Below are 20456 nucleotides of genomic sequence, written 5' to 3' on the forward strand. Positions count from 1 at the left end.
TTGGGAAAGGGAAGGGATGTCATCGGATGTGATGCGCGCCGTTGCTACTGACGCGTGGTGTTAGGCGCCGTGCCGGTGCGGATCTCGTGCGCGATCCGGGCGAGGATCAGTGCGGCATTGGCCGGTCCGTAGACATTCACCAGCCGCGGCAGGGTTTCGCTCATGAGGATCGCCAGCAGCGTCGATCCGATCAGCCCTGTAGTCTCCGCCTGCGCGATCCCGATCCGAATGGCATCGCGGCCTCTGCAATGCTGGGAGGATGGATCGGTCAGGTTGATCCCGTCCGGCTCGAGAAGCGCCCGGTCGCCTGTAACGCTCATGCCATGTCTCCATTGAATATGTTATGTTATAACATAACATATTTTGGAGGCAACCCTCGCGTATGAGATCGGGAGCAGCGACACCATCGTCGGGACGCTTTGGCCCACAACCTTTGGCCGGGCGCATAAGAGGCATGAAGTGCGCCACCGTTGCATGACTCAAGGGCGCGCCGCATGGTGCGCGCGATGCCGGCCCCCTACGCAATCGACTTCCCGAGCAGCACTGCGGCTTATCTCGGCGGCCTGCGCGCGGCCGCCTTTTCCGTTTTCGCCTATGTGTTGTTCGGGACCTATATCGGCATCGGCGCGCTTGCCTACGATTTCAATTTCAGCCTGCTGTGGGTCACGACGTCCACATTGCTCGTCTGGGCGGGGCCTGCTCAGGTCATCCTCATCTCGACGCTGGGAGGCGGCGCACAGATCGTCGAAGCTGCGATCGCTGTCGGACTGAGCGGTGTGCGCCTGCTGCCGATGGTTGTCTCGCTGATGCCGCTCCTGCGCGGCCCCAAGACAAAGACCCATCAGCTACTGGCGCCGGCGCATTTCACGGCCGTCAGCATGTGGGTGGAGACGATGCGGCTGGCGCCGCAGATGCCGGCCGAGCGGCGCATTCCGTTCGCGAACGGTATTGCCACAGGCTACATGGCTTCGGCGATGCTGGCGACCGTGCTGGGCTATTATCTTGCGGCTGGCCTGCCATCGCTTTTGACCGCTGCGCTACTCTTCCTGACGCCGATGTCATTTTTGGTGTCGATCGCCCGCAACTCCAGTTTCCTCGTTGATCGACTGGCGCTGCTGCTGGGTTTGGTCCTCGGGCCCATCCTTGCGTATCGTAATGTCGAGCTCGACGTGATGTGGGCCGGCGTCGGCGGTGGCACACTGGCCTATCTCGCACATCGTCTGCGGGACAGCCTGCGATGAGCCTGACCACCTCTGAATTGTGGCCTTATCTCGTGCTGGTCCTTGCCGGGTTTCTTCCGAATGAGATCTGGCGCTGGCTGGGTTTTATGCTTGCGCGCGGCGTCGATCAGGAATCGGAAATCCTGGTCTGGGTGAGGGCAGTCGCAACGGCGGTCCTTGCCGCCGTCATTGCCAAGCTGATCTTCTTTGCGCCCGGCGCGCTGGCGTCGGTACCGCTGGCGGTGCGGCTTGTCGCGATTGCCGCGGGCTTTGTAGGGTTCGTCCTATTCCGGCGCTCGGTCTTCGCCGGCGTTGCCACCGGCGAAGCGGTTCTCATTCTGGGCGCGCTCGCGTTGCGACCTTGAAGTGTCAGGCTGCTTGCATCGTCGCGGCCAGCTTCTTGGCCTGAGCGGCCAGGATTTCCGGCTTTTCCTTCTCGCTGGCCGGCGGCTTCATCATCACGCCTTCCTTGCGCGGGATCACATGCACATGCAGGTGGAAGACGACCTGGCCGCCAGCGCTCTCATTGAATTGCTGGATCGTGACGCCGTCGGCTTCGAATACCTGCATGCCGGCTTTCGCAACTTTTTGCGCGATTTTCATCACATGTGCGAAGTCGTCCGGTGCAACATCCAGCACATTACGGGCGGGGCTTTTGGGGAGCACGAGGGCATGGCCGGGCGCGCGCGGCATGATGTCGAGGAACACAAGCGCGCGGTCGTCCTCATAAACCTTGTTACACGGCAATTCGCCACGCAGGATTTTTGCAAAGATATTATTGGGGTCGTAAGCCGGCATTGTTCTCACTCCAAAGCGTCAGTCTTTCGGAACGGCGTCAGGGCTTCAAGCTCGCGGCCTGCGGCATCCACATAAGCGCGTTCATGTTTGAGGTAGTCCGCGATCGCCTGTCTTAGCCCGGGGTCGGCGATGTAATGCGAGGAGTAGGTTGTCACCGGCACATAGCCGCGCGTCAGCTTATGCTCGCCCTGTGCTCCGGCTTCAACGCTCTTGAGCTTGTTCGCAATCGCGTAGTCGATGGCTTGATAATAGCAAAGCTCGAAATGCAGAAAGGGATGGTGTTCGATCGCGCCCCAGTGCCTTCCGAACAACGTATCCGACCCGATGAAATTGATCGCGCCGGCAATATAGCGGCCATTGCGCTTTGCCATCACCAGCAGGATCTTGTCGGCCATCGTTTCGCCGATCATCGAATAGAAGGAGCGGGTGAGATAGGGCCGGCCCCATTTGCGGGAGCCGGTATCCATGTAGAAGGCGAAGAAATCGTCCCACACGGCTTCCGTCAGGTCGCTGCCAGTCAGATGGTGGATGGTAATGCCGGATTCGGACGCGTCCCGGCGTTCCCGCTTGATCACCTTGCGCTTGCGCGATGCCAACGCGCCAAGGAACTCATCGAACGAACTATATCCCTCGTTCTGCCAGTGGAATTGCTGGTCAGTGCGCTTCAGGAACCCCTTGGTCCCGAGGAAGTCCCAGTCCTCCTGCGGCAGAAAGGTGAGGTGCACGGACGAGGCGTGCCGCTTCTGACAGAGCGCCACCAGGCCGGCGGCCAGCGTCTCCCGGACCGTCTTAGCGTGCGGCGACGGCGGTACCAGCAGCCGCGGGCCGCTGGCAGGTGTGAATGGCACCGCAACCTGCAGCTTGGGATAGTAGGAACCACCCGCGCGTTCATAGGCGTCGGCCCAGCCGTGATCGAAGACATACTCGCCGCGCGAATGCGATTTCAGATAGCAAGGCGCCGCCCCGAGCAAGCGGCCATCCGTCGTTTCGATCAGAAGGTGCTGCGGCGCCCAGCCAGTCCGCGAGGTGGCCGAACCGGACCGCTCAAGTGCGGACAGAAAGGCATGGGAAACAAAGGGATTACCGAGGGTTTCTGATCTGTTTCTTTGTGTTTCGCACCTGGATTCATCCAAAATGTGAAGCGTCTTTTGCGCGGCCAGGAGATCCCAATCGGCCGGCGCGATCTCCTCAAGGCTGGAGATGATCCGGACTTGCAGGTCGAGACGGGCGGTGGTCGGGCTTGCGGATTCAGATGACATCGCCGCACGTCTTACCCGACTTTTATGGCCGAAATCCCTCAAAAATCATCTGATCAGCCCAGCGGCTGGCGCGGGCACGGTCGGCGTCGGTTCGCACCGTCCAGGTTAGCAAGGGAAGGCCGAAGGCGTAGCGGGCCAGCAGCGGCAGGGAGGCTGGCAGGTCTTGTACCGACCAGGCTACGAAGTGCGGGCGAGCCTGGAACACCGCGCCCAAATAGGTGGCGGTGCCAACACCAATTCCGCTCAGTAACTTTCGCTCCGCCACCAGCCCGCGCGGCAGTCCCGGCGCGGTCATGGCGATGGCGGAAATCATCGCCGGATCGAACGACATGACGGCGACCGGCCCGGCATAGCTTTGCAGGACCTGCGCTGCCCGTATGGCAAGTCGCGCATCGCCGTTAAAGTGGCTTTTAAGCTCGATCACGAGCGGGACGCGGCCCTCAACCAAAGTGCAAAGATCGTCGAGCATCATCATGCGATCGGCGGTTGCTTTGAAGCTGATGGTCTTCAGCTCATGCGAGGAGAGAGCAGCGATCGGGCCTCGCCGCTCCGTCAATCGATCCAGCGTTTCGTCGTGGAAAACCATCGCTTCGCCGTCGCCCGCAAGCTGCAGGTCGCACTCGATGGCGTAATTCCCGACAATCGCGGCGGAGAAGGCCGATGCGGTATTTTCGACGATGCCGCGTGCCGTCTCATGTAATCCGCGATGTGCCACTGGCCGCGCGGTCAGCCAGTCCAATCCGGGCATGGTGCAATCCGGGTTGGTGATCGTGCGTCAGGAGACCTCGAACATCCCCTCGACTTCAACGGCCGCATCCATCGGCAGCACCGAAACGCCGATCGTGCTGCGCGCATGCCGGCCCTTGTCGGCGAAAGCGGTGACCATGAGGTCGGAGGCCCCGTTCATAACCTTCGGGGAATCGAGGAAGGTTGGATCTGCATTGATGAAACCGCCAAGGCGGACGACGCGCACGACCTTGTCGAGGTCGCCCAAGGCGGCCTTGATCTGTGCCAGTACATTGACTGCGCAGGCGCGGGCAGCCTTCTGTCCGTCCTCGATCGAGACATCGGCACCGAGCTTGCCTTTGGCCACCAACTTGCCATCGGCATCAAGGCAGAGCTGACCGGACACCACCAGCAGATTGCCGGTGCGAACGAAGCCGACATAATTGGCGACTGGAGCCGCAGGCGTCGGCAACACGATTCCGAGATCGACCAGCTTTTTCTCGACGGCTCCGGCCATTCGTTCCTCCTGCGCCGCATGCGCCTCACAATGGACGTATTCTCTTCGCCGATTGGGACCCTATCCGCAAGTGTCCAAGGCAAGTATCCAAGACAGTTGCAGCAACCCGGTGGCAATTCTATCTTCGGTGCCGCGAGGATTCCTCATGACTGATACGCGTTTGGATTGGTGCACGGCCGTTGCTGTGGTGGCGTTGTCGGCCGGTCTTGCCGGAGCGGCTCCCGCACAAAAGACGGACGTGCCGAAGCCGGACGTGGTGGAATTCGTCCCGCATCGTGCGGTCTATGACCTCAAACTGTCGTCGGCGCGTGGCAACCGCCCGGTCGAGTCGGTTCGCGGCCGCATCCTCTATGATTTTTCTGGCAATTCCTGCGAAGGCTATGCGCTGCAATTCCGTCAGGTATCGGAAATCGATGCCGGCGAGGGCAGCTTGATGACGACGGATATGCGCGCCACCACGTGGGAAGATGCTGCCGCCAAGACCTTCCGTTTCAACTCGCAAAACTACATCGATCAGAAGCTGAAAAGCGCAGTCGATGGCCGTGCCGAACGCAATGGCGCGAAGGTCGGCGTCAATCTGAGCAAGCCGGCCTCAAAGAAATTCGGTATCGATTCGGGCGGTATCCTTTTCCCCACCGATCACATGCGCCGCATCATCGTCGCCGCGCGGGCCGGGCAATCCTTATTGCAGGGCCCGGTCTTCGACGGCTCGGAAACCGGCGACAAGGTCTATGAGACGCTGAGTGTGATCGGCCCGGTGATCGAGCCTGAGACGCGTAAGCCTGAGGACGCGGCCGCGAAAGACCAAACGCTTTCGAAGATGCGGCGCTGGCCGGTCACCATCAGCTATTTCGATCGGTCGAAGGCGGGCGGCGAGCAGACGCCGGTTTATTCGATCCGGTTTGAATTATACGAGAACGGCATTTCGCGCGCGTTGTCGCTCGACTACAACGATTTCGTTGTGGCCGGCGAAATGACCTCGCTGGAAGTGCGTCCCGCCAAGCCCTGCAAGTAACAAGCCTGCAAGTAACAAGCCTGCAAGTAAGATTGCGCCATTGCGCTAGCGCTCGCCATCCTCGTCGAAGCCGATCCCGCGTATGATCGAGCCGCGCCCGAATTTGGCGCGCAGCACGTCGAGCGTGCGCTCGCTGGCGGCGGCCTTGCGCCCCTTCGGATCAAGCAGGTCATCGGGATCGGCCACGTCCGATGGCTGCAGGTGTGAGACGCCAATGCCGATCAGGCGGAATTTTGTGCCATCGATCTCGCGGGCCAGGAGATCACGCCCGCAGTCGAAGATCCGTTTGGCAAGTTGCGTCGGATCGCTCAGCGATCGGGCCCGGGTTCGGATCTGGAAGTCGGTACTTTTAAGTTTCAGGGTCACGGTCGAGCCACTCAGCGCCTTGGCCTTCAAACGCGCGGACACGCGGTCGCTCAAATCCCACAGGATCTTCTCCAGCGGCCGCATCGCGCCGATGTCGTGATTGAACGTGGTTTCGGCGGAAATGCTCTTGGCGTCCCGGTCCGGCACCACCTTGCGGTGGTCGATACCGCGGGACAGGCGGCTCAGACGCTGGCCTTCCGAGCCCAGCTGCCGCATCAATTCCGTCTCATCGTATTTCTGCAGGTCGGCGATGGTGCGAAAACCATCGCGGGCCAGGCGCTCCTGCGCCACCTTGCCGATACCGAAGATGACCGAAATCGGCTTTTGCGCAAGGAAACTCGCGGCTTCCGCACGCCCAAGCACAGCAAACCCACGTGGTTTGTCGAGCTCGGACGCGATCTTCGCCAGGAACTTGTTGTAGGACAGGCCGATCGAAACCGTAATCCCGATCCGCCGCTCCACCTCCATCGCAAACTGCGCCAGCGACTTTGCCGCACTCCGGCCATGCAGCCGCTGGGTGCCGGACAGATCGAGAAACGCCTCGTCGATCGAAAGCGGCTCCACCAGCGGCGTGAGATCGCGCATGATGGTGCGGACCTCCCGTGCGACCTCGACATATTTCGCCATGTTCGGCTTGACGATTGTGGCGTCTGGGCAGAGCTGCCGGGCCTTGAACATCGGCATTGCCGAATGCACCCCATAGGTCCGCGCGATATAGCAGGCCGTCGACACCACCCCGCGCGTGCCGCCGCCAATGATCAGCGGCTTGTCGGCCAATGACGGATCATCCCGCTTCTCGATCGTGGCATAGAAGGCATCGCAATCGATATGCGCGACCGAGAGTTCCGCAATCTCGGGGTGCCGGAGCAGGCGAGGCGAGCCGCAAGCCTTGCAGCGGCCGGCGGGACCAGCCTCCACAATGCAGTCACGGCAAAAGCCAGGAGTCATGGACAGCCTTGGGTCATGGACAACCTTGGGTCATGGCGTATCGCGTTCCCAATCGCGGCCGGCGAGCGCTTCGCGAGCGGCGAGAATGCTCGCTGGCTCGTGAGCCGTTTCCGCCGCAAATGCCAGCATGACGGATTCATTATTGGCGAGGTGATCGAGCACGCCGGCAAGGAACAGCGGTTCGCGCGCGGCGGCCCTAATGTCGCCCGGACCGATTCCAGTTGAAGCAAGGAATAAACCCAGTCGCTCGGGGTCTGAAGCAATGAAGCTAAGTGCTTGGACTGCCACAGTTTCGGCGGCTCTGTGTGTCAGCTTTACCTTGTTCGCCATCTGGTTGTGTTTGCCTTTCCGTAACACATCAGCATTACCGTGATTCATAGCCCGAACCCGCATTTTGGCGAGGGGCACAATGCCTCGGATCACTGGGCGAGGTAAGAATAGCCCGGGAGGGGCGGTGAATGGCCAAGACTGTCCTGATCGTGGAGGACAATGAGCTCAACATGAAGCTCTTCCACGACCTCCTGGAAGCGCACGGTTATCAGACCATCGGCACCCGGAACGGGATCGATGCGATGGACCTTGCGCGGCAGCATCGGCCCGATTTGATTCTCATGGATATTCAGCTGCCGGAAGTGTCTGGCCTCGAAGTCACCAAATGGCTGAAGGACGATGCCGAACTGAAAGCCATTCCGGTGGTCGCGGTCACCGCTTTCGCCATGAAGGGCGATGAGGAGCGCATCCGGGCTGGTGGTTGCGAAGCCTATCTCTCGAAGCCGATTTCGGTCGGCAAGTTTATTGAAACGATCCGTCACTTTCTCGGGAATGCATAGGGAATTCGCCGCATGACCGCGCGCGTCCTCGTTGTTGATGATGTACCGGCTAATGTGAAACTGCTTGAGGCACGGCTGTCGGCTGAATACTTCGACGTGACGACGGCCCATAGCGGTGCCGAGGCGCTCGCCGCCTGTGAGCGCGCCGAATGCGATATCGTCCTGCTCGATGTGATGATGCCGGACATGGATGGCTTTGAGGTATGCCGCCGGCTGAAGAGCAATCCGGCGACGCATCATATCCCGGTGGTGATGGTGACGGCGCTCGATCAGCCGTCGGATCGGGTGGCGGGTCTTCAGGCTGGCGCCGACGATTTCCTGACCAAGCCGGTGTCGGACATCGCTTTGATTGCCCGCGTAAGGTCGCTGACCCGCCTGAAAATGATGACCGACGAATTGCGCATGCGCGCGGTCACGTCGCGCGAGATCGGCATCGAAAGCGCCGAACGCGAATCGATCATGGAGCCGGGGCAGGGCGGCCGCATTCTGATCGTCGACGATCGTCGCTCCTCCTATGAGCGGCTCGCTTCGATGCTCGAAAAGGATCATGTGGTCGACATCGAGCCAGATCCGAGCGCGGCCTTGTTCCGGTCGGCCGAAGGCAATTACGAGTTGATGATCGTGTCGCTGAGCCTTGAGAATTTCGATGGCCTGCGGCTGTGCAGCCAGTTGCGCTCGCTCGATCGCACGCGCAGCCTGCCGATTCTCGCCTTGTGCGAGCCCGATGACAACGCCAAGCTCATGCGCGGCCTGGAAATCGGCATCAACGATTATCTGTTGCGTCCGATTGATCGTAACGAATTGCATGCTCGCGTGCGCACGCAAGTCCGCCGCAAGCGCTATACCGAACGCTTGCGCGACAACGTGCAGATGTCGATCGAAGCGGCGATTACCGACGGACTGACCGGCCTGCATAATCGCCGCTACATGGAAAGCCATCTTGGCAAGCTGGTCGAGCAGGCAACATCGCGCGGCAAGGAACTTGCGGTTCTGGTGCTCGACATCGATTATTTCAAATCGATCAATGACAATTACGGGCACGATTGCGGCGACGATGTCCTGCGCGAATTCGCAATCCGCGTGCGCAAGTCGATCCGCGGCATCGATCTGGCTTGCCGGATGGGCGGTGAGGAATTCGTCGTTGTCATGCCGGAAACGGACATGGCGGTTGCTGCGACTGTTGCCGAGCGTCTTCGCCGCCGCATCGCGGCGGAGCCTTTCCCGATCGAGCAGGGCAACCGGATGGTCGATGTCACCATCTCAATCGGGATCGCGACGCTGGAATCACAGCACGACAATGCCACGCAGATTCTGAAGCGGGCCGACCAGGCGCTGTATCGCGCGAAGCGCGACGGACGAAACCGCGTCGTGGCGGACGCCGCTTAGTGCATGATGGCGAAAAGTGCGGAGCGGCTTTCCGATGGCATCTGTTCTTACGACGTCATGCTCTAATGGATGCGGGGTCGATCACTTTTACGATTTTGGATCGCTTCACTCCAATCATCGTGAACTATCGAGTGCGACGCGATAAGCGTTCCTGATCTTATCCCAAGGGACGCCAGGGGGATGGCACATAGTGGTAGCTTGTTGTGTCTCTCACGACGTGTCCGACTCCTGGAAAGGCGAGATGCATGCCTGCAATCCGCATTCGATCCGATGCAACCTGAGCAAAGATGCGTCTCCGGGTCGCGGAAGCTGCCGCCTGATCCACATCGAAAGACAAACCCCATTCGGGCTGCGCGAACTGAAACGGGGCGACATGAACAACGTCGCCCCAGATGAACACGGCGTCATCGCCGCTCCCGATGATAAATCCGGTGTGTCCAGGCGTGTGCCCAAATATCGGCACTGAGCGGATTCCCGAAATGGGCTCGGCGCCGGGACCAAAGCTCGTCACGCGGTTGCCATAGGCGCGTAGCACCGCGTTCGCGATGCGGATCATCGGCTGCATAGCCTCAGGTGCGCGAGACGGCAGTCCTCCATCGGTCCAGAAACGCAGCTCGGGTTCGGAGACAAAGACCTCCGCATTTGGAAAGGCGCGCTCGCCCGTGGCGTCGAGTAGGCCACCGCAGTGATCAGTATGGAGGTGTGTCAGAAGCACCGCTGAAACGCGGGCGGGGTCAAGACTCGCCAACTGCATTTCCTGCCTCAGCCGTCCGGTTGACTCACCCCGCAGAGGCCCAACACCGGCGTCGATCAGCACAAGACGATCACCACTCTCGAGCGCGAAGGCGTTTACAGCCGTGGGTATTGGGCCAGGCCTCAAAAAGGCTTTGCGAGCCAGTTCGCCCGCGCGTTCATCCGTCGCGGCCGGGAATAGGGCATGCGGGAGATCGAGATAACCATCGCAAAGTGCTGTGATCATCGTCTCCCCCACCGGAATACGATAGTGGGCCGGAGCCTGCTGCATCGGCCCGGTGGAGGGCTGCTCCCGCGCCCGTAGACCGGACGCGGAAATTAGTGAAGCGGCTGATCCAGCAGCGATGAAATGACGACGTATGATCACGTCCTGCCTCCGTCGAACAACTCGTGAATTGTCGGCATCATTGATTCAGGCGTTGATCTCAGCAATTCCAGATATGAAATCCCGGTTTCCGCTTTTGTGAGATGCGCCGATGAGCTGGCCTGATATTCAAGCTTTCTTGGCAGTGGCGCAGGAGGGACAGCTCTCGCGCGCCGCGGAACGTCTCGGCACCTCCGTGCCCACCCTTCACCGCCGTCTCGCCGCTCTTGAAGCGGCCGTTGGCGCCACCCTTTTCGTGCGGGGGAATGCGGGCCATCGGCTAACGGAAGCTGGCGAGCGTCTCATTGGATCGGCGACCGCGATTGAGACTGCAGTCTCGGCGTTTCATAGGAATGCCGCGTCTATACGCACTGCGCCGGAGGGCAGACTCCGTATCGCTGCTCCTGAGATGATTGTGCGCCACCTTCTTGCACCCCGCGTGGATTCGCTGCGCCGAACTTCGCCCCGCCTTGTGCCCGAGTTCATCTCAGCTCCTGGCCGCACGCGCCTTGTGGAGCGCGACGCAGATTTGGCGGTGCGCCTAGCGGATCCCGGCGAGCCATCACTCATTGCGCGGCGCATTGGCAAGGTTCGTTTCGAGCTTTATGCGCCCGATTCAGTGAGAGCCGTTCATCGTGCCGTCCGTACCGCCGATCATTGGCTCCCCCTTCCGTGGATCGGCTGGACCAGTGAGTTCGCAAGCCTGCCTATCGCCCGTTGCGTGGCAAACCTTCTTCCTATCGAGAGCCAAGTTGGGGCGGCAAACGCTTTGCTCCAACAACTCGTTCTGGCACGCACGCTCGGGGCAGCGCTCGTGCTGCCAAGTTTCCTCGCGCAGTATGAACCGGGGTTGCGCCGGGTTGAAGCCGCGCCGTCGCCTCTGCTGGAGGAGCCGATCTGGCTTGTTGTCAATCAGGAGTTCCGCGGCACGCCGGCTGCCAAGGCGGCAATCGCCTGGATTAAAGCCAACCTGATCGACTTGCGCTGAGCGGCGCAACCTTCTTCGCGAGTCTGATGGGACGCAAAACCAACGGCCCAACCCGTGAAGCGCGTCGCAGCGCTCAAGTCTCCAAATCTTGGCAAACAAAAAAAGGCGGCCGCGCGGTCGCCTTTCCGCATTTCGGCCATTTACTACACCCTACTGTCGTAGAAACCATGTTCCTTTAGGTTGACAGAAGGTTACCCGGCCGGGTGGGGACTTCGGCTTTGATTTCCAAAGTGCAGGGGGATAGCTTTCCAATCGGGACGGGATCGGATTTGACCGGTCCGGAAGGGACCCCGGCGCGGCGCCGGTAGCTAAGTCCCAAGGATTTGGTCCAAGTCTTTGAAAACCCTACGGAATGCTCAGGTCCGCCGCATCTCCTGGGTCCGTGGGGTTCGGCCGGTCCGGGGGCGGTGACGAGTGGCCTCCTCATGACACCGCTTCCGGCCGGCCACCTCTCCACGCAAACGAAAAAAGCGCCCGAAAGGGCGCCCTTTCGCACATGTCCCAGGTGTCAGACTACTTGATCTTGGATTCGCGGAATTCGACGTGCTTCTTCGCGATCGGATCGTATTTCTTCTTCGACAACTTGTCGGTCATCGTGCGCGAATTCTTCTTTGTAACGTAATAAAAGCCGGTATCCGCACTGGATACGAGCTTGACCTTAATGGTGACGGCTTTCGCCATGGCAGACCTCGATTGACGGGATTTGGCCGGGAAACTAGCGGCAACGCCGCCAAAGTCAAGGAAGCGAGAGCGTTTTCGAGCGAAGCGGGCACCGGTTCGCGTGAAGAAAACGCGTCAAAACAATAAGCTATAGCCTTCCGGCTTTGATGCCTATCAGAAGCGGAAGGTTCTAAGGTCACGAAATCAGTTTGCGCAGGAACCGCGTCCGGGGCATTCGGTAATAGGGAACAGGCAGTTCGTGCCCAAATCCGGCCGACACACGGGCCTGCAGCTCCTCGAGGACAACGCCGGTAATGGTCGGCATATCGAGGGTCCTGGCCTCGGTGAGCGGCATCCAGACCAGTTCCACCAGTTCGGCATCGCCGTGTACGACGTTCTCGACCCGGTGCGCGATCGCCGAGGCATCGACGGCAAAAAAGCGAGTGTCGAAGCGCTTGGGACGCCGTGTTGGCGTCACCGCCCGGGCAATGTAATGCAAGGCCGACAGGTCCGGATAAAACCCGGTGGCGGCAAACTCAGCCCAGGGCCCTGCAGGCGTTTTCGGCGTGTCCGAGCGCTTTGCACCGAACAGGAGGCCCGTTTCCTCAAAGGTCTCGCGAATCGCAGCCAGCGCCAGCGCACGGGCTTTAGCGGCACTGGGGCGCTGGGTTTCCTGCATCAGGTATTTTTCGGTGAAGGGATTGAGTTCCGCCGCAACCGGCATCAGTCGGTCATTTGTCTCCATCCGCCCACCGGGAAAGACAAATTTCCCCGGCATGAATTTGTGGCCGTGGTGGCGCTTTCCGAGCAGCACTTTTGGGGTGGCTTCGGAGCGGTCGACGATGATCAGCGTGGATGCATCACGCGGACGGACATTGTCGAATGAGCGGTCCCGTTCTGCTTTGGTTAGTCGGTCCGAAAAGTCGTTCATTGCTTGCCGCTGGTCACCACAGGTCGCTGCAGCAGGATGTCATCCGAGGGCGCGTTTTTGTCAAAGCCATGCATGCGTGTTGCCCATTGCCAGGCAATCACAGCGCCCTTGATCGGATGCATCAGAGCGAAAGCGAGAATGAGCGTCAGCGGAATCCACAAGGCGGCATGCAGCCAATAGGGCGGCGCATATGCCATCTCGACCGCGAGCACGAGCGGCACGACGATGTGGCCGACAATGACGATGTTGATATAGGCCGGAAAGTCGTCGGCCCGGTGATGATGCAATTCCTCGCCGCAGGCTGGACAATTGTCATTCGTCTTGAGAAGGGCGCGGAATATGCGGCCCTGGCCGCAGGCCGGGCAAAGCCCGCGCAGGCCGCGCTTGAAAGCGGTCCAGCCGTCGCGAGGCGCTTCCGACACATCGACATCTGCCATCATCATCCGCGCCGCTTGCGGGGCGTCCTCTTTTTCTGGCCAGAGCGTTTTCGTTCGCTGCGCTCCGGCTTGCCGCCGATCTTCCGGCGCTGCGGCTTCTCGATGCGCCCATCCGAAAGGAGTTCGAACCGCAGCGCGCCCGCAACAGGAATGGCCTCGACCAGACGCACCGTCACGTGGTCGCCCAGCCGATAAGTCTCACCGGTCGAGCGGCCGATCATCGCGTGCCGGTCCTCGTGGTACTGGTAATAGTCATCGCCGATCGTCCGGGCGGGAATGAAGCCATCCGCTCCGGTTTCGTCAAGCTTCACGAACAGGCCGGCGCGGGTCACGCCGCCGATCCGGCCTTCGAAGGTCGCGCCGATCCGATCGGCGAGGTGGTGAGCGATCAGACGATCGACTGTTTCGCGCTCGGCCTTCATCGCCCGGCGTTCGGCCGCGGAAATACGGGCGGAAATCTCGTTCAGCGACAAGAGGTCGGCGCTTTCAGGAAGTGCACCATCGCCGAGCTTGAGCGCGCGGATCAGCGCGCGGTGGACGATCAGGTCCGCATAGCGGCGGATCGGGGATGTGAAATGAGCATAGCGCCTGAGCGCCAGACCGAAATGCCCGTAATTCTCGGCGGAGTATTCGGCCTGCGCCTGGCTTCGCAACACCACCTCGTTGATCAGGATTTCGGTGTCCTTGCCCTTCACGCGTGCCAGCACATCATTGAATAGCGACGGTCGCAGCACGCTGCCTTTCGGAAACGACATGTCCATCGTGCGCAGCAATTCGCGCAGCGCTTCGACTTTTTCCAGCGAGGGCTCGTCATGCACGCGATAGACCAATGGCGTACTCGCGCGCTCCAGCGATTCCGCCGCTGCCACGTTGGCGAGGATCATGAATTCCTCGATCAGCTTATGCGCGTCGAGGCGTTCAGGGATGATCACGCGATCGAGTGTGCCGTCCGGCTTCAGCAGGATCTTCCGCTCGGGCAGATCGAGATCGAGCGGGCCGCGCTGGTCGCGTGCTCTTTTGACGGTGCGATACGCAGCATAAAGTGGATCGAGAACCGGCTTCTTGATTGGGCCGGTCAGATCATCGGTTCGGTCATCGAAGGCATCCTGCGCCTGAGTGTAGCTGAGCTTGGCGGCCGATCGCATCAGCACACGATGGAATGTGTGTGACTTCTTGCGACCGTCCGATGCGATCACCATACGGACCGCAAGTGCGGCTCGATCGACATTTGGCTTGAGCGAGCAAAGATCGTTGGAGATGCGCTCGGGCAGCATCGGCACGACGCGGTCCGGGAAATAGACCGAGTTGCCGCGATCCAGCGCCTCGCGATCGAGCGCTGAGCCGGGCAGAACGTAATGGGCGACATCGGCGATTGCGACAGTGACGATATGGCCGCCGCGATTGTCGGGATGGTCATCCGGCTCCGCAAAGACGGCATCGTCGTGGTCTTTCGCATCCACCGGGTCGATGGTGACGAGCGGGATTTTGCGCCAGTCCTCGCGGCCCTTGAGATCGGCAGGCTTGGCGGCTTCCGCTTCGGCCAAGGCTTCGGTTGAGAAGACATTCGGAATGCTGTGCGCGTGGATGGCGATCAGACTGACGGCACGCTCACTCTTCAGCGAGCCCAGCCGCTCCTTGATGCGACCGGTCGGCAGGCCGAAGCGGCCTTCCTTGGTGATGTCGGCGGCGACAAGTTCGCCATCCTGCGCATCCATGGTCGCGCTGGGGGCGATCGAAAGTTCGCGGCCGAGCGATTTCTTGTCGACCGGAACAAGGCGGCCGCCGCCGGTGGGCAGCGCCCGGAAGATGCCGAGAATGCGCTTCTTCGCATGCGTGAGGATCTTGATGACGCGGCCTGAATAGCGCGCTTCCTGGTCGGGCTCGCGCAGTTCTTCGAGCCTTAACAACACCCGATCGCCGACGCCGGCGGCTTCGCCGGGTTTCGGCCGGCGCACCGTTCCGATCCGGATTTTCGGTGCCTCACCGTGCGCTTCTTCGTCCCACTCCGTTGGAATCGCTAGCAAATCGCCGTCGCGATCGCGGCCGGTCACGTCGGCCAAAGTGACCGAGGGCAGGGTGCCCGGCTTGTGCAGCTTGTGGCGGCGCTTCTCGACCGCGCCCTCATCGGCCAGACTACGCAGAGCACGCTTGAGTTCTGCACGATCCGCATTCTTCAGGCCGAACGCGCGTGCAATCTCGCGCGTGCCGGCTTTGCCGGGATTGTCCTTGATGAAGGCGAGCAATTGCTCCCGGCTTGGAAAGCCAAATGTCTGTTTTGGTTTCGTGCGGGCCAAGATTGCCTTTCAGATCAGCCGTGCAGGAGGATGCACGGCTTAATTCGCGACCTTGCGTTTGGGTTCGGGTTTGGCAACAGGAGGACGCGATACTGACTTCGATTTGGCTGCGCTGCCGCTGGCCTTCGATTTGGTTTTACGGGCCGCCGGTTTCGGCTTTGCGATCGCCTCACCTTTTTCCGCAGAGGCTGTCTTCGCCGCCTTCTTGGCTTTCGCCGCCGGCCTGTCTGCCATCTCGCCTTTGGCTGCTTTAGGAGCCGCCTTCTTCTTTTTGCTACCGCCACCAGCCGCAATGCGTGCGTCGATCAGTCCGACCGCTTCCTCAAGCGTGATGTTATCCGGTGTCTTGTCGGCAGGGAGCGTGGCGTTCACGCCATCATGGCTGACATAGGCACCATAGCGCCCGTTCTTGACGATGATCGGTCCACCTTTGTCCGGATGGTCGCCGAGCGAGCGGCCAGGATCGGCGCCGAAGCGGCGACTCTTGCCGGGATTGAGCTTCTTGTCGGCAATCAGCGCCACCGCACGATTGAGCCCGATATTCAGGACATCGTCGCCCGGCTCAAGATTGGCGTAGGTCTTGCCGAGCTTCACATACGAACCGAACCGGCCAATACCGGCCGTGATCATCTCGCCGCTTTCGGGATCCTTGCCGACATCGCGTGGCAGCGACAAGAGACCGAGCGCCTTTTCAAGATCGATATCATCTGGCGTCATGCCTTTCGGCAGACCGGCGCGCTTCGGTTTCTCTTCCTTGCTGCCTTCACCGAGTTGCACATAAGGGCCAAATCGGCCACCACGTACCGAGACGTCAAGGCCTGTCTCCGGATCCTGACCCAGGACACGCGTCGCGCTGTCTCCGCCATTCGAACTTGGCGCAAGTTGCCGCGTGTAGCGGCACTCTGGATAGCGCGAGCAGCCGACAAAGGCACCGAAGCGGCCGACCTTCAGCGACAATTGTCCTTCACCGCAATTCGGGCATTGGCGTGGTTCGCCGCCATCCTCGCGTTTCGGGAAAACGTGCGGGCCAAGCAGCTCATTGAGCGCGTCGAGCACCTGCGTGATGCGCAGGTCCTTGATATCGCCAACAGCGGCAATGAAGTCATCCCAGAAATCACGCAGAAACTTGTGCCATTCCAACTCGTTGGCCGAAATACGGTCGAGCTGTTCTTCCAGCGACGCGGTGAAGTCGTATTCGACATATTTCTGGAAGAAGCTTTCCAGGAACGCGACGACGAGACGTCCTTTGTCTTCCGGCACAAGACGTTTCTTGTCGAGGCGCGTGTAACCGCGATCCTTCAGCACTGCGAGGATCGATGCATAAGTCGAAGGGCGGCCGATTCCGAGCTCTTCCATGCGCTTGACGAGCGAGGCTTCCGTGAAACGCGGCGGCGGTTCGGTGAAATGCTGGGTCGCGCTGATCGATTCTTTCTTTAGCGGCTCGCCCTGCGACATCGCCGGCAAACGCTTTCCGTCTTCATCGTCGGTGTCGTCGTCCTGACCTTCCTGGTATAGCGTCAGGAAGCCGTCGAACTTGATCACCTGGCCGGTCGCGCGCAGTTCGAGCAGACGGCTCGCCACCTTGGCTTCGATATCGACGGTGGTGCGTTCGAGTTCGGCCGATTGCATCTGGCTGGCAACGGCACGGTTCCAGATCAGTTCGTAAAGTCTGGCCTGGTCTGAATCGAGCGAACCCTTGACGTCGCGCGGCGTGCGGGAAGCCTCGGTGGGACGGATTGCCTCGTGCGCCTCCTGAGCGTTCTTCGATTTGTTTTGATAGCGGCGCGGTGCATCCGGCACATAATCCTTGCCATAATTTTTGCCGATCATCGAACGGATGCCGGTGATGGCTTCCGGCGCCATGTCGATGCCGTCGGTACGCATATAAGTAATGAGACCGACAGTCTCACCGCCGATGTCGATACCTTCATATAAACGCTGCGCGATCCGCATGGTGTGCGCGGGCGCGAAGCCCAGTTTGCGGCTCGCTTCTTGTTGCAGCGTCGATGTGGTGAAGGGCGGCGGCGGATTGCGCCGTGCCGGCTTGGCCTCAACAGAGGCAACCTTGAACGCAGCGGTTTCGAGCGCCTTCTTGAAATCCTCGGCTTCCTGACCGGTGCCGATATCGAGGCGCTGGATCTTCTTGCCGTCTGCACCGACAAGGCGCGCTTCGAAGGTTTCGTTGCGTGGTGTCGCGAGCGTTGCGACGAGCGACCAATATTCTCGCGTGATGAACTTTTCGATCTCAAGTTCGCGGTCGCAGACAAGGCGCAGCGCCACCGATTGCACACGGCCAGCCGAGCGGGCGCCCGGCAGCTTGCGCCACAGCACCGGCGAGAGCGTGAAGCCGACGAGATAGTCGAGGGCGCGGCGCGCGAGATAAGCATCGACCAGGGCATGGTCGATCTTGCGCGGGTTCTTCATCGCCTCGCTGACAGCCTGCTTGGTGATGGCGTTGAACACCACCCGCTCGATTTCCTGGTCCTTGAGGGCTTTCTTCTCCTTCAGCACCTCGAGAACATGCCAGGAGATGGCTTCGCCTTCGCGATCCGGATCGGTGGCAAGGATCAGTTTGTCGGCGGATTTGACGGCTCGGGCGATATCGTTGATGCGCTTCTGGGCGCGTTCGTCGACTTCCCAGATCATCCTGAAATTGGCATCGGGGTCCACCGAGCCATCCTTGGCTGGAAGATCCCGAATATGGCCGAACGAAGCCAGAACCTCGTAGCCCGGGCCGAGGTATTTATTGATGGTCTTGGCCTTGGCTGGGGACTCGACGACAACGATATTCATGAATTTCCAATGGCTTAAGTCTGATTTTCAGACTACGCGAGCGATTCCGCCGCTTAAGTGGGGCCGGACCATGGGTAAATCGACCCCCTCTGTCAAATGACGGCTCTGCGAAACGCGCCATTGAAAGGTTGCAAGTCTGACAGTTGTTGCAACCTAAGATAGTTAATATATTATGATGCAACCTAAATCGAATCGTATGAGGCGCTTTTAAATGATCTGGAATGCGCCTCGTCGCGGGAGCGACCAAAGCGAGGCCGCGGCTTATATTGCCGATATGGCCGCCAGCCTGGCGACAATGGCGCGCAGGCATGGTCTGGGCACCCTTGGCTATCTGCTCGATATGGCAAGGATGGAAGCGGAGAATGCCGCCGAGGCGGATAAGGGGGAGAGCTCCTAGAGAAGCGCGACGCGTCCGCCCGCTTGCCACTCCAGTTTGCCGGCGATTTCGAGTTCCAGCAAAACCGTGCGGACCACGGCCGGCCGGGCGCCTGAGAGGCGAATGAGATCGTCGATATCGACGGGTGTCGGTCCCAACAGGCTGATGATGCGGCGCCGTTCGTCCGGAGCGGCGTCTCCTGTGTCGCCTAGTTCGTGCTCCGGTTCTTCCATCGGCAGTTCGATCGTCCGTCCGAGGATTGGCGAAATCACGCCGATAATGTCGTTTGCTTCGGTGACAAGCGCTGCGCCCTGTTTCAACAGGCCATTTGTACCTTCGCAACGTGGATCCAGCGGCGAGCCGGGCACGGCGAAAACTTCGCGTCCCTGTTCCAGCGCCATGCGCGCGGTGATCAACGATCCGGAGCGCCGCGCGGCCTCGACAACAAGGACACCAAGTGACAGGCCAGAGATCAGCCGGTTACGGCGTGGAAAGTCGCGGGCGCGCGGCTCCCAGCCGAACGGCATTTCCGAGATCGCAGCGCCTTTCTCCAAAATTTGATCGAGTAATTCCTTATGTTCAGGCGGATAAATGCGATCCTGACCGCCCGCGAGAACTGCAACAGTTCCGCTCTCGATCGTCGCGCGATGAGCGGCGGCATCGATGCCACGCGCGAGACCGGATGAGATGACGAAGCCTTCCCGGCCAAGTTCACGCGCAATTTGCGCGGCAAATTTCGCCCCGGCCGCCGAGGCGTTACGGGAGCCCACGATTCCGACAATGGGCATCTTAAGAGCATCGATGTCGCCGCGGGCCGCAATGAGCGGTGGCGCATCGTCGATCATCCGCAAGCGTGCTGGGTAACCGGGCTCGCCCAATGCAAGAAAGACGGCATGCTGGCGCTTCGCTGTTTCGATCTCGCGTTCGGCTTCTTCAACGGAGTAAATACGGCCCGGCGCCTGAGCGCCGCCGCGGCGGGCAAGACCGGGCAATGCTTCAAGCGCAGCGCGCGCACCACCATAACGGTTCACCAACACACGAAAGGTGCGGGGTCCGACATTTTCGCTACGGATCAGGCGGAGCCAATCGAGGCGCTGTCCGTCGGTGAGTTTCACTCCGTCGGCGGGCTCCGCCCGTGTCACGACTTCACCGTCGACTGACCGATCTTGTTTTCGGTGCCAGATATCAGCCTAGCAATATTGGCGCGGTGCATGACGAAGACCAGCACGGCCAGAACGAAGAACAATTTCGCCGGCGTCGGGAGCTCGAGAGTCCAAAGGATGGCCGGCGTTGCGGCGCAGGCGATCAGCCCGGACAGCGACGAATACCGTGTAATAAAAGCGATCGCGACCCAAATTCCGGCGTAGATGAGCACAGCCTGCCAGGAGAACCCGAGCAGCACACCGATAAAGGTTGCAACGCCTTTGCCTCCCTTGAAGCCGAGCCATACGGGAAAAAGATGCCCAAGAAATGCTCCAAGGCCCGCCGCGATGGCTGCCGGTTCGCCAAGAAGATGATGTGCGATGAGAACCGCAACGGTCCCCTTCAGCATATCCAATAGCAATGTTGCGGCGGCGAGGCCCTTGCGGCCGGTGCGCAGCACATTGGTGGCGCCGATATTTCCCGAACCGATCGAGCGGATATCGGGGCCGCCGAATATCCGGGTCAAAACCAGCCCGAATGGGATCGATCCCAGCACATAGCCGAACACAAATGCGCCGAGCAGAGCAGGCCACATGGCTAGAAAGATCGACCAGTCCGTCATGTTCGCTGCGCCCCGCTCGCGCGATCATCG

At 60.6% G+C, this 20456-nt stretch carries 22 protein-coding genes; 7 read left to right on the top strand and 15 right to left on the bottom strand.

Annotated features, from left to right (window positions below):
• Positions 1 to 44: 44 nt before the first annotated feature.
• Positions 45 to 320: a hypothetical protein gene (locus tag CAK95_RS21975; RefSeq protein ID WP_086089861.1), complete on the bottom strand. Its 276-nt coding sequence runs from the start codon at positions 318 to 320 to the stop codon at positions 45 to 47.
• A 186-nt stretch (positions 321 to 506) separates the two neighbouring features.
• Between CAK95_RS21975 and CAK95_RS21980 the strand changes: the two genes are divergently transcribed.
• Entirely contained in the window at positions 507 to 1241 is a 735-nt protein-coding gene (locus CAK95_RS21980; protein ID WP_086091576.1) for an AzlC family ABC transporter permease, read from the top strand.
• Positions 1238 to 1585: an AzlD domain-containing protein gene (locus CAK95_RS21985; protein ID WP_086089862.1), complete on the top strand. Its 348-nt coding sequence runs from the start codon at positions 1238 to 1240 to the stop codon at positions 1583 to 1585. Before CAK95_RS21980 ends, CAK95_RS21985 begins: the two co-directional genes overlap by 4 nt.
• 4 nt (positions 1586 to 1589) lie before the next feature.
• Here CAK95_RS21985 and CAK95_RS21990 read toward each other — a convergent pair whose 3' ends face one another.
• Genes CAK95_RS21990 through CAK95_RS22005 form a run of 4 tightly spaced genes read right to left on the bottom strand, consistent with a single transcriptional unit; the run spans position 1590 to position 4520 of the window.
• On the bottom strand, positions 1590 to 2018 hold the full coding sequence (locus tag CAK95_RS21990) for an HIT family protein (protein WP_086089863.1): 429 nt from the start codon (positions 2016 to 2018) through the stop codon (positions 1590 to 1592).
• Positions 2019 to 2023: 5 nt separating this feature from the next.
• Positions 2024 to 3277 (bottom strand): GNAT family N-acetyltransferase, encoded by a 1254-nt coding sequence (locus tag CAK95_RS21995; protein WP_086089864.1) that lies wholly within the window; start codon positions 3275 to 3277, stop codon positions 2024 to 2026.
• Between the two features lie 22 nt (positions 3278 to 3299).
• Positions 3300 to 4025, bottom strand: a complete 726-nt coding sequence (locus tag CAK95_RS22000) for a glycerophosphodiester phosphodiesterase family protein (RefSeq protein WP_086089865.1) — start codon at positions 4023 to 4025, stop codon at positions 3300 to 3302.
• Between the two features lie 27 nt (positions 4026 to 4052).
• Entirely contained in the window at positions 4053 to 4520 is a 468-nt protein-coding gene (locus CAK95_RS22005) for a RidA family protein (RefSeq protein ID WP_086089866.1), read from the bottom strand.
• 145 nt (positions 4521 to 4665) lie between these two features.
• Between CAK95_RS22005 and CAK95_RS22010 the strand changes: the two genes are divergently transcribed.
• Positions 4666 to 5535: a cell envelope integrity EipB family protein gene (locus CAK95_RS22010; RefSeq protein ID WP_086089867.1), complete on the top strand. Its 870-nt coding sequence runs from the start codon at positions 4666 to 4668 to the stop codon at positions 5533 to 5535.
• Positions 5536 to 5580: 45 nt separating this feature from the next.
• Here CAK95_RS22010 and CAK95_RS22015 read toward each other — a convergent pair whose 3' ends face one another.
• On the bottom strand, positions 5581 to 6849 hold the full coding sequence (locus CAK95_RS22015; RefSeq protein WP_086089868.1) for a DNA polymerase IV: 1269 nt from the start codon (positions 6847 to 6849) through the stop codon (positions 5581 to 5583).
• 30 nt (positions 6850 to 6879) lie between these two features.
• Positions 6880 to 7227, bottom strand: a complete 348-nt coding sequence (locus CAK95_RS22020; protein WP_425349629.1) for a DUF3572 domain-containing protein — start codon at positions 7225 to 7227, stop codon at positions 6880 to 6882.
• An 80-nt stretch (positions 7228 to 7307) separates the two neighbouring features.
• Here CAK95_RS22020 and CAK95_RS22025 point away from each other — a divergent pair, with 80 nt between their 5' ends.
• The gene (locus CAK95_RS22025; protein WP_086089870.1) at positions 7308 to 7679 is read left to right on the top strand and encodes a response regulator; all 372 of its coding nucleotides are present in this window, start codon (positions 7308 to 7310) and stop codon (positions 7677 to 7679) included.
• 12 nt (positions 7680 to 7691) lie between these two features.
• On the top strand, positions 7692 to 9065 hold the full coding sequence (locus tag CAK95_RS22030) for a PleD family two-component system response regulator (RefSeq protein ID WP_086089871.1): 1374 nt from the start codon (positions 7692 to 7694) through the stop codon (positions 9063 to 9065).
• A gap of 157 nt (positions 9066 to 9222) precedes the next feature.
• Here CAK95_RS22030 and CAK95_RS22035 read toward each other — a convergent pair whose 3' ends face one another.
• The gene (locus CAK95_RS22035; protein ID WP_147413495.1) at positions 9223 to 10185 is read right to left on the bottom strand and encodes an MBL fold metallo-hydrolase; all 963 of its coding nucleotides are present in this window, start codon (positions 10183 to 10185) and stop codon (positions 9223 to 9225) included.
• A gap of 109 nt (positions 10186 to 10294) precedes the next feature.
• Between CAK95_RS22035 and CAK95_RS22040 the strand changes: the two genes are divergently transcribed.
• Positions 10295 to 11170: a LysR family transcriptional regulator gene (locus CAK95_RS22040; RefSeq protein WP_086089873.1), complete on the top strand. Its 876-nt coding sequence runs from the start codon at positions 10295 to 10297 to the stop codon at positions 11168 to 11170.
• Between the two features lie 513 nt (positions 11171 to 11683).
• Here the strand turns inward: CAK95_RS22040 and rpmG are convergent.
• The 5 genes from rpmG to topA all read right to left on the bottom strand — a co-directional run bounded on the left by rpmG (position 11684) and on the right by topA (position 18285).
• Positions 11684 to 11851, bottom strand: coding sequence for a 50S ribosomal protein L33 (rpmG, locus tag CAK95_RS22045; RefSeq protein WP_086089874.1), 168 nt, complete (start codon positions 11849 to 11851; stop codon positions 11684 to 11686).
• A gap of 175 nt (positions 11852 to 12026) precedes the next feature.
• Entirely contained in the window at positions 12027 to 12761 is a 735-nt protein-coding gene (locus CAK95_RS22050) for an NUDIX hydrolase (RefSeq protein ID WP_086089875.1), read from the bottom strand.
• A complete protein-coding gene (locus tag CAK95_RS22055) occupies positions 12758 to 13204 on the bottom strand; it encodes a DUF983 domain-containing protein (protein WP_086089876.1) in 447 nt (148 codons plus the stop codon). The genes CAK95_RS22050 and CAK95_RS22055 overlap by 4 nt, the downstream gene beginning before the upstream one ends.
• On the bottom strand, positions 13201 to 15495 hold the full coding sequence (gene rnr, locus CAK95_RS22060) for a ribonuclease R (RefSeq protein WP_425349714.1): 2295 nt from the start codon (positions 15493 to 15495) through the stop codon (positions 13201 to 13203). Before rnr ends, CAK95_RS22055 begins: the two co-directional genes overlap by 4 nt.
• 36 nt (positions 15496 to 15531) lie before the next feature.
• Entirely contained in the window at positions 15532 to 18285 is a 2754-nt protein-coding gene (gene topA, locus CAK95_RS22065; RefSeq protein ID WP_086089878.1) for a type I DNA topoisomerase, read from the bottom strand.
• 211 nt (positions 18286 to 18496) lie between these two features.
• Between topA and CAK95_RS22070 the strand changes: the two genes are divergently transcribed.
• Positions 18497 to 18682: a hypothetical protein gene (locus tag CAK95_RS22070; RefSeq protein ID WP_086089879.1), complete on the top strand. Its 186-nt coding sequence runs from the start codon at positions 18497 to 18499 to the stop codon at positions 18680 to 18682.
• On the opposite strand, the gene dprA is transcribed toward CAK95_RS22070, so the two are convergent.
• Together dprA and plsY are read right to left on the bottom strand one after the other, a co-directional pair.
• Positions 18679 to 19776, bottom strand: a complete 1098-nt coding sequence (gene dprA, locus CAK95_RS22075) for a DNA-processing protein DprA (RefSeq protein ID WP_245303490.1) — start codon at positions 19774 to 19776, stop codon at positions 18679 to 18681. The genes CAK95_RS22070 and dprA overlap by 4 nt on opposite strands.
• A 23-nt stretch (positions 19777 to 19799) precedes the next feature.
• On the bottom strand, positions 19800 to 20426 hold the full coding sequence (plsY, locus tag CAK95_RS22080; protein WP_245303491.1) for a glycerol-3-phosphate 1-O-acyltransferase PlsY: 627 nt from the start codon (positions 20424 to 20426) through the stop codon (positions 19800 to 19802).
• Positions 20427 to 20456 lie beyond the last annotated feature (30 nt).

This window comes from Pseudorhodoplanes sinuspersici, from assembly GCF_002119765.1.
Lineage (GTDB): Bacteria > Pseudomonadota > Alphaproteobacteria > Rhizobiales > Xanthobacteraceae > Pseudorhodoplanes > Pseudorhodoplanes sinuspersici.